Annotated in this window: 11 protein-coding genes; 1 reads left to right on the top strand and 10 read right to left on the bottom strand. The window is 36.3% G+C overall.

The window, feature by feature from the left end; translation table 11 throughout:
• Nucleotides 1-128 precede the first annotated feature (128 nt).
• From FHY60_RS00480 to FHY60_RS00435, 10 genes are all read right to left on the bottom strand, one after another.
• Nucleotides 129-2,318 carry an alpha-galactosidase gene (locus FHY60_RS00480; RefSeq protein ID WP_139902154.1) on the bottom strand — a complete coding sequence of 730 codons (2,190 nt, stop codon included), beginning with the start codon at nt 2,316-2,318 and terminating at the stop codon, nt 129-131.
• A gap of 35 nt (nt 2,319-2,353) precedes the next feature.
• Nucleotides 2,354-3,007, bottom strand: coding sequence for an SGNH/GDSL hydrolase family protein (locus FHY60_RS00475; protein ID WP_139902152.1), 654 nt, complete (start codon nt 3,005-3,007; stop codon nt 2,354-2,356).
• A 15-nt stretch (nt 3,008-3,022) separates the two neighbouring features.
• Nucleotides 3,023-3,955 carry a glycoside hydrolase family 113 gene (locus FHY60_RS00470; protein WP_139902150.1) on the bottom strand — a complete coding sequence of 311 codons (933 nt, stop codon included), beginning with the start codon at nt 3,953-3,955 and terminating at the stop codon, nt 3,023-3,025.
• A gap of 1 nt (nt 3,956) precedes the next feature.
• Nucleotides 3,957-5,147 carry a glycoside hydrolase family 130 protein gene (locus FHY60_RS00465; protein ID WP_139902148.1) on the bottom strand — a complete coding sequence of 397 codons (1,191 nt, stop codon included), beginning with the start codon at nt 5,145-5,147 and terminating at the stop codon, nt 3,957-3,959.
• Nucleotides 5,134-6,312 (bottom strand): AGE family epimerase/isomerase, encoded by a 1,179-nt coding sequence (locus FHY60_RS00460; protein ID WP_341472539.1) that lies wholly within the window; start codon nt 6,310-6,312, stop codon nt 5,134-5,136. Before FHY60_RS00460 ends, FHY60_RS00465 begins: the two co-directional genes overlap by 14 nt.
• Before the next feature lie 50 nt (nt 6,313-6,362).
• Nucleotides 6,363-7,340, bottom strand: coding sequence for an alpha/beta fold hydrolase (locus FHY60_RS00455; protein WP_139902146.1), 978 nt, complete (start codon nt 7,338-7,340; stop codon nt 6,363-6,365).
• A 13-nt stretch (nt 7,341-7,353) separates the two neighbouring features.
• The gene (locus FHY60_RS00450; RefSeq protein ID WP_139902144.1) at nt 7,354-8,370 is read right to left on the bottom strand and encodes a glycoside hydrolase family 130 protein; all 1,017 of its coding nucleotides are present in this window, start codon (nt 8,368-8,370) and stop codon (nt 7,354-7,356) included.
• A 30-nt stretch (nt 8,371-8,400) separates the two neighbouring features.
• Nucleotides 8,401-9,246, bottom strand: coding sequence for a carbohydrate ABC transporter permease (locus FHY60_RS00445; protein WP_139902142.1), 846 nt, complete (start codon nt 9,244-9,246; stop codon nt 8,401-8,403).
• Between the two features lie 4 nt (nt 9,247-9,250).
• Nucleotides 9,251-10,162 (bottom strand): carbohydrate ABC transporter permease, encoded by a 912-nt coding sequence (locus FHY60_RS00440; RefSeq protein ID WP_139902140.1) that lies wholly within the window; start codon nt 10,160-10,162, stop codon nt 9,251-9,253.
• Between the two features lie 84 nt (nt 10,163-10,246).
• Nucleotides 10,247-11,572 (bottom strand): ABC transporter substrate-binding protein, encoded by a 1,326-nt coding sequence (locus FHY60_RS00435; RefSeq protein ID WP_139902139.1) that lies wholly within the window; start codon nt 11,570-11,572, stop codon nt 10,247-10,249.
• A 455-nt stretch (nt 11,573-12,027) separates the two neighbouring features.
• Here FHY60_RS00435 and FHY60_RS00430 point away from each other — a divergent pair, with 455 nt between their 5' ends.
• Entirely contained in the window at nt 12,028-14,178 is a 2,151-nt protein-coding gene (locus FHY60_RS00430) for a methyl-accepting chemotaxis protein (protein ID WP_139902137.1), read from the top strand.
• The last annotated feature ends 2 nt before the right edge of the window (nt 14,179-14,180 follow it).

Genomic DNA, 14,180 nt, shown 5'->3' with positions numbered 1-14,180 from the left:
AGTATAAAAACAGAATATCTGGACAAATTTTTATCAATACAACTTAAGTAGCACTAAGTTATCGTTAAGGTAATTTATGTTAGATGTTAGTTTTAAAAAAAGAAGTGAGGTGGCATGCCACTTCACTTCTATACACGTATATAGTGATATAATTTACCTGTAAAATCTCCCCATAGTCCCTTTATCAGAATACCTGCATTCATTAAAGCAGCCCCAGAATACACTTCATTTGTTTCTTCATTCCTATAATAAGCATCTTTCTGAAGGCCCTTTAACCGAATTCTTCTACTGTGATAATTAGGTCTACTTAAAACTTGAATATATACTACAAGAACTTCGCTTTTATCTTTGGCAACATACTCAACGCAGTCAAATTGAGGTTTTTCAAAAATATTCCCTATGCGGTATAGGTCTCCTTTACGAATTAAATCATTGTATTTATGATACATTTCAATTTGTTTTGGTATCACATCTCTGTCCTCTTGCGAAATTCTTGTAACATCCAGTTCATAGCCAAAGGTTCCTGAAAGGGCAACTAGGCCCCTAGTTTCAAAAGGCGTCACTCTTCCTACAGTATGATTTGGACAATCACTTACATGTGATCCAATAGCTGATACCGGATACACCATGGAAGTGCCATGTTGAATCTTCAATCTCTCAATGGCATCTGTGTCATCAGAAGCCCAAATTTGAGGACTATAATATAACATACCAGGGTCAAATCTAGCTCCTCCGCCGGAACAGTTTTCTAATAATATATGTGGAAACTCAGAAGTTAGTCTATCCATTAACTCGTATACACCCAAAACATATCTATGCCAAATCTCCCTCTGGCACCCTGCTGGTAAAATATTGTTTCCCACATCACTCAACTGACGGTTCATATCCCACTTTACATACTCAATGTTTGCGCTGAGGAGTATTTCTCTAAGGCTTTCATATATATAATCTCTAACTTCTTTCCTGGACAGGTCAAGTACATATTGATTGCGGCATAGTGTTCCTACTCTTCCTTCAATATGTATACACCAATCAGGATGTGCCCTATATAAATCTGAGCCAGGCGAGATCATTTCTGGCTCAAACCAGATTCCAAATTTCATACCCAGCTTATTTACTTCATCCACAAGGTATTTTAGTCCACCCTTAATCTTTTCCTCGTTAACTACCCAGTCTCCTAAAGCACAGTTGTCACTGTTTCTGTTGCCAAACCAGCCGTCGTCCATAACCAGCATTTCTATACCCAGCTTAGAGGCCTCTCTGGCAATGTCTAGGAGCTTTTCGGTGTTGAAATCAAAGTAGGTTGCCTCCCAATTGTTGATAAGTATAGGTCTCTTTTTATCCTTGTATTCTCCCCGGATAAGGTGATTTCTGTACAAGTCGTGGAAGGTCCTTGACATCTTGCCTATACCTTCATTGGAATATACCATGACAACCTCCGGGGCTGTAAATTCCTCCCCGGGCTGAAGCCTCCAGGCAAAGTCCTCCGGATTTATTCCCATTACCACACGGGTTGTGTCAAATTGGCATCCTTCTGCCTGGGCCAGGAAATTTCCCGAATACACAAAGTTAAAGCCGTATACCTCGCCGTCATCCTCAGTAGAAGTTTTGTCCATTACTGCCAGGAAGGGGTTCATCTGATGGCTGGATTCTCCCCTTGTAGAGCCTATAGCCTGCTTACCATATGTCACACTCCTGCGGTTAAGGTGGCGTTCTCTAGCCCAAGATCCGTGAAGGGTAAGAACATCCATATCCATCCTGTCAAAATCTACACAGGCTGATAAAACTCTTGTGAGCTGTATATCTTCATCAGAGTTATTCTTTATTCTGACGCTTCTTGTAATAGCATCCAAGTTTTCAAATACTGTGTAAATAAGTACAACTTCCAGCTTCAAGTGTTTGTCCACGCAAGTTATCTCTAAAGTTGTACACTCCTCTTCGCTGCCAAAAGTTGCGGGCAAACCTTGCAACTTTGGCTTTCCCTTATAAATCTTGTGGGAGACATAATTAATTCCTATAGCCGTCATCCCTGACTTTGTGTTTACCTTAAGACAGGATTCTCTAAAATCTCCTAAGCCAAAGGTAGGGTACTCTGTCGGAAAGCTGTCTAAGAAAGACATTCTGTCCCTGTTATTCTTGGATGGCACAAAAGGTGGCTCTTCCAACCTCATCAAGTAATTTACATCTTCATCAGGAATCCTTTCCCCGAAATAGACGTGTCCCAAAAAGTTCTCTTCATCCACTACTGCGATAATGTAACTAGTGTCTTTTGCATCAAGCTTAAATGACCTTGACTTTTCACTATAACTAATTCCCATAGTTCTCTCTCATCTCCTTCATGCAAGAACCCTTGCTATTTATTCCAGTTAAATTCTACCGCACTTAAAAAAGCTTTTGCAATTATCATATGACCTGTTGTATTTGGATGGATTCTATCCAAGCTTAAAGCTGCAGAATAGTAGACCTTGCAAAAGTCATCAAAGCCCTTCTGGGTATCTACAAAAATCGCGCCGTTCTTGTCTGCAACTTCCTTAGCTATTTGACCATAGCGGTCAATATGTGCTCTCATTACATCTGATTTATTGGGTTCAATAATATAGGGACTCATTATAACTAATCCTTTTAGTTGAGGCCTTATAGAAGAAACTATCTCTTCATAGTTTTCTCTAAACTCATCTTCACCAACCCGGTTTTCCAATATAAGTGGTGTATTATAGTGCCTCCATACATCGTTTATACCTATCATTATACTAAGCCAATCCGGTTTTAAATCTAAAACATCCTCTTTCCAACGTGCCTTTAAATCCCGTATAGTATTGCCACTTATGCCTTTATTAACTATTCTGATCTTCTTCTCAGGATAAGTTGACAGTATCATTCCATTAACTAAATTTACATATCCATATCCAAAGGAATCTTGCCAACCTTCACCCACATTATAATTTCTTCCTGCATCGGTAATAGAATCACCGATCATCACCAGTTTAGAGTTTTCTTGAATAAGCATATGGCCACATCCTGACTACTTTATTGAGGAATAAAAGCTATAAATTACTTCACAGGCCGGCTTTCCGTAAACTGCATAACCATTATCACTAGCCCCATCCTTCTCCTCATATAAGTGAGAAGGCCAGTCCCAAAGCCCAAAACCTCTTATCCAGTTTTCTTCAGTCAATCTTTCAAACATAGTCTTATAGTAGTTTTCCTGCTCTTTTAAGTTTACAGCACCTATTAGAGTCCAGTCATTAGGTATCATGGAAGATCCGGTTCTGCTTGGACATCCGCTTTCTGCAAAAAAGAAAGGCTTGTTATACGGCTCTATAGCTTTCTTTATCCTCTGCAACTGCTTATCCCAATCATTTATTGGATAATAGCCGCTGGAGGATATTACATCTACTGCATCCCACCAGTCAACATGTTCTTCCTGGTACTTATCAGTATTATAAGAAATCAAACCTCTGTATTTTTCACGGACCTTTTTTATCAATCCCCTCCAATAATCAGACTTCCTTTGTGCCTGTACCATCTCACAGCCTATAATGAGCATTTCACAGCCCGTTTCCTCTGCAATTTCAGCATAATGAAGCTGATAGTCTGTATAGCTTTCAAACCAATTACTCCATTTTGGTTCACAGGGAACGTCCACATCAAAGAAATTTATATGTGCCCTCCATACACCATTTTTACAGTTCACAAGAGGTTTTAAAAATACTCTTAGCCCCAATTCTTGTGCATAGCTAATGATTCCACGTACTTCATCATCCGTAGGCATATGGCTGCCTTTATAATCTACATACTCCGAGTGAGCAGTATCTTGAAGAGCACTTAATGCTAATATTACTGTATCTGATGCTGTTTTTTCCTTCATTAATTTTAAGGATCGTTTTGACGCTTCATCTGCATATTTGCCTGCACCGGTCATAAATCCAAATGTAAAACCTTTTACATATTCCATACTATACCTCTTCTTTATTTTTTCTTAAGTATTCTAAATTTCTTGTAATTAACTCACATCTCTGTTTTACACAGTCAGTAGATCTGAGAGGATCTGATGGAGTGTTAAAAGTATAATCAATTAACATATCTATTGTAGTTGTAGCCACATGGACTCTAGTATCAGAAGATGCATAATAGATGTAAACATCGCCATTTTCTCTTGCAATTGCACCATTTGTAAATACAACATTTGACACGTCCCCAACTCTCTCTTCTCCAAGGGGTGCAATAAATACACCGGATGGACTTGCAATTAACTTTGAAGGATCCTTTAAGTCTGTGGCAAAAACATAGATTACATAACGCAGGCCTGCAGCAGTATTTCTAACACCATGGGCAATATGAATCCATCCCTTCGGTGTTTTGATTGGAACCGCTCCCGCTCCATTTTTAACCTCTGTAATGGTATGGTAAATTCTAGGACTTATAACCACTTCATCCGTCGTAATCACCGGATTATTTATATCATCGCAAAGTCCAAAGCATATGCCACCACCGGATCCGGTTTGAATAAAATCATCCTGTGGTCTGGTATAGAAGGCATACTTACCATCTACAAACTCCGGATGAAGCACTACATTTCTCTGTTGAGGGGATTTTGTCTTTAAGTTAGGAAGTCTATCCCAGGTCTTTAGATCCTTAGTTCTCACAATACCAGCCTGAGCAGTAGCTGCAGACAAGTCAGGATTGGACTTATCCTTGCTTTCTGAGCAAAATACTCCATATATATATCCATCTTCATGCTTGGTTAAGCGCATATCATACACATTTGTTTCCTCAGGACATGTATCTGGAAGTACTACAGGATAATCCCAGAATCTAAAGTTATCAATTCCATTATCACTCTCCGCTACAGCAAAGAATGACTTTCTATCGTTTCCTTCAACCCTGGCAACAAGATAGAACTTTCCATCTAGTTCTATAGCCCCGGAGTTCATTACAGCATTAATGCCCAGACGCTCCATAAAGTAGGGATTTGTCTCAGGGTTAAAGTCATATCTCCAGATTAAAGGAGCATGATCCCGAGTTAAAACAGGATATTTATATCTGTCGTATATGCCATTGTATCGCTCTGCTTTTTCATTTTTCCTTGTTATTAAGGCCTCATACTTTTCTTGTTCTTGTCTAACTAATTCATCAAAGCTTTTCATATCTTTTAATTACCTCCATACACATTCTTCCATTGTGATAAGGGCACTTCCAAGGCTCTACAATAGGTTTTCCTACTACAGGGTTATTGCTGTAGTCTAAAAGCCAAAACCATTCTGACCCCTCTCTTTTATCTATAAGATACTTTTTAATGTAATTCCATATATTTATAGCAACTTGCAAATACTCCTCATTTCTTGTTTTTTCATAAGCATTTAGAAATCCCACAACACTCTCTGCCTGTACCCACCATACCCTGTTCTTATCAATATTTCCACGGCAATACTGGTTGTTCATAGCACCCTTATCATAAGCAGTCTTCAGCACCATATCTACAATTTCAGCAGTCATTGGTGCTATCTCCTTTGTGAGCTTATCATCAGCTAATACCTCACAAGCTCTATCTATAAGCCAGCTAGCCTCAATGTCATGTCCATAGGAGTATATATCAGCTATTGAATTCATCTTAGTATCAAAAAACACTCCTAAAATTTTTGTATCTGCATTATAAACTTTGTTTTTGCAAGTAAGCACAGCCTCTTTCAGCTTTTCTCTTACTCTTTCATTTTTATCCACGCGGTAAAGCTCCGTATATGCTTCTATAATATGGAGCAAGGTATTCATGGTCTTATCCGCATGGTATCCGTCTTCGGAAAGCTGTTCATTATCTATTAAATTCCACTTTCTGTCGAAAGCTTCTGTATATCCATATTCATCCCTGCATTTTGTCTCTATAACTTCAAATAGTTCATAGGCTAACCTAAGGGCCTCCTCATCTTTTGTAGCATCATAGAAAGAGGTCAAGCCATATATGGCAAAAGCAATATTGTAAGTATGTTTCATATCGTCAAAAGGTGTTCCATCATGGTTTAGGGACCAGTATACGCCCCCCATTTCTTTATCAACACAATAATTCTTTAAAAATTCATAGGCATGCTTTGCATAAGCTAAAGCTCCTTCATTTTTGCAGGTTAGATGAACATTTGAATAAAACCACAGAATACGGCTGTTTAGTATAACACCCTTTATCGCCTTTTTATCAACTGCCAAATTATAATCCATATATCCATAGAAGCCTCCCAATGGGTCCTTTAGCCCATTCCAAAAAGGCATAATATGTTTTAACAACTCATCCTTTGTTTCTTTATATAATGAAGCTATTTTCACTTTGCTCACGCCTCCTTTATTTTAGAAAAAGCGCACATAATGGTGCGCTTTTATTCAGCTTCTAATCTTTCAATAAAATATTTTAAAATTATGTCTCCCGAGTTTAGTAAGTACTCATGCTCATATTCAGGAAAAAATATAATATTCTTTTCCGAAGAAATATTGTTATAGGCTGCCATCTGGGAAAAAGGAGGACACACTTTATCCATCAAAGCTGTCATCCATAAGACATTACACTTGATGTCTTTGGTACGATTTTTTAGATCTATATATCCTAAACGTTCAAAGAAAAAGTCTTCTGTTAAATGATTTGGATCTCGTTGTCTAAAATACCAAGTAATCTCTTCATAGCTAGGGCAGATAAAATTATTTTGATAAATGCCTCTGAAGTCACAAAGAAAAGGATATATAGCCACTGCACCTTTTAAGTCATCAACTAATGATGCACACGCAATTGCTAATGCTCCACCTTGTGAAGCCCCGGTTGCAAATACATTCTTCTTGTCGACGAATTCCATACTTTGTAAAATTCTTACGCATTGAGCAGTATCTAAATATACATTCCTATAAAACATATCATCAGGACTATCACCTTCTAGCCCACGGATAATATGTCCACTTTGAGTATTACCTTTGTAAGTACCGTTATCAATACTTGTACCGCCCTGACCCCTGACATCCATTGCTAAAACGCAGAAGCCTTCTGCAATGTACTGTAACTTTCCACTCCATTCACCGCAGTTGCTCCAATATCCATGGAACATTGCAATAGCTGGTGCTTTCCCTTTAACATTTTTGGGCTTTAAAAATTGACAGTGAATTCTTGCTCCTCCTACACCTGTAAAATACAAGTCATAGGCTTCACAGCTTCGGGCAACAAAGTCGCTATTTACCAGTTCATAATCCAAGGAAGCTTTTTCTAAATCTCTCTTGGCTCTTTCCCAATATTCATCATAATCTTCCGGTGCTTCACCAATGCCTCTATAATCCTTTAAATGTTCAATTTGGCACTCATATAGCTTGTTCATAATATAACTCCCTCTACATCCTTCCGTCTGTACCATCTAAGCCCACCAGCTCATTGTGTTCTTTAATAAACTTAACGGTTTCTTCTACAGTTGTATAAGCTACAGCAACATAGGTATCTGCTGCACCATAGTAAACAGCTATTCTACCAGTTTCCGCATCACATAAGGCAGCACATGGGAATACCACATTTGGAACAAAACCTCTTTCTTCATACCACTCTTCAGGAGTTAACATAAAGCTTCCAGCACGGTATATCACTTTTGATGGATTATCTTTATCTAATATTGCAGCGCTCATAGAGTAAACTAGTCCATTGCAAGTACCGGTAACACCATGGTAGAATATTAACCATCCATCGTCCAATTCAATTGGTGCAGCACCACATCCAATCTTAACGGTCTGCCACCATCCTGAACCTCCTCTTTGCATAACAATTCTGTGCTCTCCCCAATATTTTAAATCTGGGCTTTGGCTTAACATAATATCACCAAAAGGAGTATGTCCACTATCACTTGGCCTTGATAACATTAAATACTTACCATTTACCTTACGCGGGAATAGCACTCCATTTCTATTGAAAGGTAAAAATGGATTTTCTAAACGTACAAAAGTCTTAAAATCAGTTGTCTTTGCAAGACCGATTGAAGCACCGTTAAAGTCTCCGCACCAGATTATATAGTATGCGTCTTCTACTTTAACCAGTCTTGGATCATAGGCATATAAAGGTTGATATGGCTTTCCTTCTTCATCTACAAACTGAACTTTCTCTTCTTCAAAGTTCCAGTGTATGGCATCCTTACTTCTCCCCAAATATATATGAGGTCTTCCGTTAATTGTTTCTCCACGGAATACTCCAATAAATTCTCCTTCATAAGGAACAACGGCACTATTGAAAATTCTGGCTACCCCCTTTACCGGGTTACGTCCAATTATCGGGTTTTCTGTATGACGCCACATTGGTCCGGTAAAGCCCTTTGGCTTGTCCTGCCATGGTATATTGGATAAACTTTCTCCTATAATTCTACTCATTGTATACTCTCCTTTTACCTAAAATTAAAGTTATTCTTTTACTGAACCAGCTGCTAATCCGTTGTAAATACGACTTTGCAATAATAAGAAGGTTATTAAGGTAGGAATTATTATAATAACTATACCAGCGCATATAATATCCCAGCGTGAACCAAAAGGTCCTTTGAAATTATATAAAGTAGTAGATATTGTCAATAACTCCTGCTTTGGCGTATAAAGGAACGGAGTATAGAAATCATTGTATATACCTATTCCCTTGATTACTACTACTGTTATGACCGCAGGCTTCAGTAGTGGCATAATAATTTTAAAGAATATTTGAAAATAGTTAGCACCATCTATAATAGCTGATTCATCTAATGAAACCGAAATATTTTCAAGGAACTGCAAGAAAATATAAATCGACATAACATCTGTACCAAAGTATAAAACTATAGGTGCCAATCTGGTATTGAACATACCTAACTTTGATACTATCTGGAAGGTGGCAACTGTGGTAGTTATACCGGGAATAATTGCCGCCAATAAGAATAAGTTATTAGCAAAGTTGCTGACCTTGGATTTAAACCTACTGAAAATGAAAGCACTCATTGAACCCGTCATTACTGAACCAAACAGAGAAAAAACCATTATAATAAATGTATTTTTAAATCCTCTGAGCAAGTTTGCCTTCTTTATATATTCAGCAAAGTTATCGAAATTTAAGAAACTGCTTGGCATAGTTAGTACGCCTGTAGTAGCAAATTCTTCTCTGGTTTTGAAAGCTGCAAAAAAAACTACTAATATAGGTATGATAAATATAAACAGCATAAATACTAATACAGCATACTTAAGTGCCCTATGAATCTTCTCTTTTGGAGTTAACTTTCTTGCCATAAAATTATGCCTCCTTTCTTCCAAAAATAAGTTTTCGTATTACGGCTAATATAATACAAATAAAAAGCAAAATAAGTGCTAGTGCTGATGCAAGTCCAACTCTGTGATTTTGGAACGCTATATTAACAACCTGAATTACATAAGTCATACTTCCATTTCCACCACCGGTCATTATATACGGTGTTTCAAATGCCTGGAGAGAACCAGAAATGGACAAAAATAAAAGTAATCCCATAATCTTTGATATTCCAGGAATTATTATATGGATAAGCTTTTGAAATTCGTTAGCCCCATCTACTTCTGCTGCTTCTAAAATATCAGGCGAAATAGACTGCATAGCAGCTGAGAACATAACTATGTTTTGTCCAACATATCTCCATACGGAAACAGAAGCCAAGGATATATTTATAATCTTAGGATCTCTTAACCAGAATCTTATAGCGCCTTCTAAACCCAGCAACTTCAAAATACTATCAAAGGTACCGTTGGGCTGGAAGAAAAATATAAATATAAAGCTTATGGCAACACTGTTTATTAAAGAGGGAAAAAAGTATACTCCTTTAAAAATGTTAGAAAACTTTGTTTTAAAGCTTATTAAGTAAGCTAAAATAACAGCCAATGCAATTTGGACAAAAGAAGCTATAAAATAATATATGCTAACTCTCATAGGTTCAAAGTATTTCTTTGGGTCCGCAAATATAGTGTTAAAATTCTTTAATCCTACGTAGTTATAAGTCTTACTAATACCATCCCAGTCTGTTAAGGCATACTTAAACATGGTGGTGGCCGGCAGATAAGTGAAGGTTAACAGTAATAGCATTGGTACAAATAAAAAAACTACTGATATTACAATCTTTTGCTTCTTATACGGTAATGACGAAAACGAAAACTTTCTTCTACTTCTATTCCCTTCCATAAAATCATCCTCTCTTTTTATAAAAAATACGGTATGAATACCATACCGTATTTCCATTTTCTAGCTTTACATCAGTGGCGTAAACTATTTGCCTAATGACTCAATCCCTTTAACCCAGGCAGCATTTAGTTCAGTCATGTATTCATCGAAAGTTTTATCTGAGTTTCCTAAGCCTATTTCAACAACAGTCTTTACCCACTTACCATCCCAAAGAGCTATTAAAGATTCTTTCTGTACTTGGTCTAAATCCTTAGTTGTTTGAGAGTCTCCAGGTTTATTTTCAAACAACACAACACCGTCAACATCCTTTAAGAAATCAGGTAGTTCAGCACCTTTAACCGCAGAAATCATATCAGAATTATTTGGATATTCATTAACAAAGAATTCAAGGAAGGCTTTTGCCAACTCAGGGTTTTTTGTATTTATATTTATACCCATACCATAGTCTGGACCAAGAGACATATATGCCTTTCCATCCTTACGTGCTGGATATGGCATAAACTTAACATTTTCAGGAGTACTTGATAGAGCTTTCATCTGCCCAACAGCCCATGATCCCAATACCATGAAACCGATCTTATTATCAGCCATTGCTTGTTTTGACCATTCCCAATCAGAAGTCATTGGGTCATCCTCTACATATCCTCCCTTAACAGCATCATGTAACCACTTTAAAGCAGTATAAGTAGCTGAACCTGGTAAAAACTCGCTCTTACTGTAAATCATTTTGTTCATGTAATCATCATCACCAGAAATACCTGTCTGTGATCCGTTAACATAGTTTCCGAATGACCAGTCTGCAACATAGTTAGTATATAGAGGGATTACACCAGGAGTCTTTTCCTTTATGGCCTTAAGCGCAGCCATAAATTCATCATGGTTTGTAGGAATACTAGTTACACCTGCATCCTTCAAAACCTTATCGTTGTAAACAACTCCCATAGCATTTGCACCAGTTGCTATACCGTAAACTGTTCCTTCATATTCAAAGTTATCAAGATAGTTATATTTCTGGGATAGCTCTTCTTTTGTTCCCAGTGGAAGATAGAAATCTTTGAACTTGTCCTTTGTTATGTTAGCTGGCATCATAAGAACATCACCATAGTCCTTGGTAGACATTCTTGTTGAAAGAGTGTTCTGATAGTCAGTTACAGCCTCAAAATTAATGGTTGTTCCAGGATGCTGCGACTCAAATTTTTCTTTGTATTGCTGGAATATTTCTGTCATATCTGTTCTGTGAGTAAGTACAGTAATAGTTCCTTCTAATTTTGTTCCTTCTTCTGGAGAACTAGTTTCAACCGGAGTATTTGTGTCAGTAACTTGTCCCCCATCATCTTTTTTACAACCTATAAATCCGACTGACACAACCATTAGTACCATTACCAATGACATAAGTTTTTTTGTTCTCATGTTAAATCCCCCTTAACAATTTAATTTATTTTTAAGTTATCGTTTATCTTAATTATATTATACGTTTTCAATATGTGGTTGTCAAGTGTATTTTTTAAATATTTCCTCTCACGTCATTGGATATATTTAAAGTTCTAAACTTCCTTTATAATACAGTATAACCGCTTAATCAGCAGTTATTAAAAGAAATATTACAAAACCATTTTAAGAACACAATTAATATTTTTTGTATATTTATATTAAGTAATTACATTTCATTATAACTTTCCTTTTCTTAACCGCGTTTCCATTACAAACAATATAAATGTGATATTAACGTTTACACAAGTCTATTATTATGATATTATATATATAATTTAAGTTATCTATTAGCTAATTTTACTTAGATATTTGTTTTGTATTACTGTAGTTATTTAGCCGGACTGATATTAACTATTTTAATAGGTGGTGTTTTTATGTTTTTGAAAAAAAGCAAAACTTACTCTCTCCTTTCATCTTACTTTTTTAATAACAAAAAGGAGTCACGTAAGGGGCAACTAAATCAATCTTCACCAGGAGTAAAGTTAAGTGATAGCTTTAAAAGTACTAAACATAGCATATTTAAAAAGATAGTATACTCCTGCAGTTCCATTTTAATAATCTCCCTGTTGTCATCCAGTATAATTACCTTTGGAATGATTAAGAACAAAGTAGAAGAAGACTTTAAATCTACTGCCAAGCAATTATTGGTTCAAAATATGAACTATGTTGACTTACTTAGCTCTAATATAGAAACCACGTCTAAGCAAATAATGGGTGATAGCAACCTTCTAAAGCTCTTATCAAAAAAAGAAAAAATTAGCTTTAATGAAATGAAACAAATAAAGGATAGGATAGATTTTCTAACTCCAAGAGATCAAGGTAATCACACTAATTCAGTAACCATATATAATGAGCATGGAAACTCTTTCTCCACTATAGGCAACACTGCCATAACAGACGAGAAGCTTGAATTAGCTAAAAAAGAACCTTGGTACGAAGAGGCAAAAAATGCAAAAGGAAAGTCCATTTGGCTTCCCCTACATAATGAAACAATATTAACTAAAGGGGACTCCACTATCTATATTAGTAATGTACGGATGCTGTACTACAATCTAACTCATGAGGTCGGTATATTAAAAATAAATGTACCGGTTAATAAGTTACAAGATACTATAAACAGCATAGTTCTTGGAAAAACCGGTTATGTTAAAGTTGTGGACAATGACGGCTATATTATTGCCGATAAAAATGAACCTAAACCCAAGGATAAAGAAACAGAAAAATATTTCCAAACTGTCAGCAATAATCCCAGCGGTAACTTTACCACCAAAATCGGAGGCAAGGAAATGTTTGTTGTATATGAAACTTCAGAAAGTACAGGCTGGAAATTCATAGCCTTGGTTCCAAAGGCTGAACTCTCCTCCAGTGCAATAAAAATAGGGTTGATAAATCTAGTCATAATATTTGTAGTGTTATTTGTTTCTGTTTTCACCATTACTATTTTGAGTAAGAACATAACAAAACCTCTAAGGGAAATGATAAATACAACAAGAGAACTTGCCTGCGGTAACTTTACTGCTACTTTGAATGAATCTAACATCTACGAAGTAAATGAGCTTTCAGATAACTTTAACTTAATGATCTCTGAGTTAAAAACCATACTTAGAGCAACCAAAAGTTTATCTTCAGATTCAACCAACGCTGCTGTTCAATTACTCGAAATTTCTCAGACCCTAAAAGACACATCAGAAGTAACCTCTAAAACCGTTAACTGTATAGCAGAGGGTTCTTCAAAGCAAACTGAAGAGGTATCGGATTGTGTAGATTTTACCAAGCAATTTAACAAAGAGATCGGATTGACAATAAATAATATAAGCAACATACAGACCACAACAAATAATACCCTTTCATTAATTAATGAAAAAACCGAAGTAGTAAATGCTTTGAAAAATTCTTCACTGGAAAATAAAAATACCATAGAATTGCTATCTTCAACAATTAACAAATTAGGTCACAGTACCAAGAGTATACTGTTAATACTACAGAATATAAATGAAATTACTGATAGAACCAATCTGTTGGCTTTAAATGCTGCTATAGAAGCTGCCAGAGCTGGCGCTGCCGGAAAAGGCTTTTCAGTGGTTGCGGATGAGGTAAGAAAACTTGCTGAGCAAAGTAAAAAATCTGCAGATGAAATTCAAAAAATTATTAATACAGTACAAAATACCATTCAGGAGTCTATTTCTATATCTAATAAAGCTACAAGGAATTTCGAAGACGAATTTAAACAAGTTGATAATACTATTGATGCATTTAACATAATTAAGGATTCTTTCTCCACTATACTCTCAATGGTTCAATTAACCAATGAATGTATAAATAAGCTGGAAAGAGATAAGGATATTTTAATAAAGAGCATTGATAAGATCGCTTCAATTTCACACGACAATTCTGCAGCTACAGAAGAAGTATCCGCTACCATGGAAGAACAGTCTGCTTCCAACAGCGAAATGTTTATACTAGCTTCTAAGCTTACCGATAAATCAAAGGAATTGAACGAAATTATAAAGAAATTCCAGCTTTAGTT

Source organism: Clostridium thermarum (assembly GCF_006351925.1).
GTDB lineage: Bacteria > Bacillota > Clostridia > Clostridiales > Clostridiaceae > Clostridium_AU > Clostridium_AU thermarum.
This window is presented reverse-complemented; position numbering and strand designations above follow the sequence as displayed.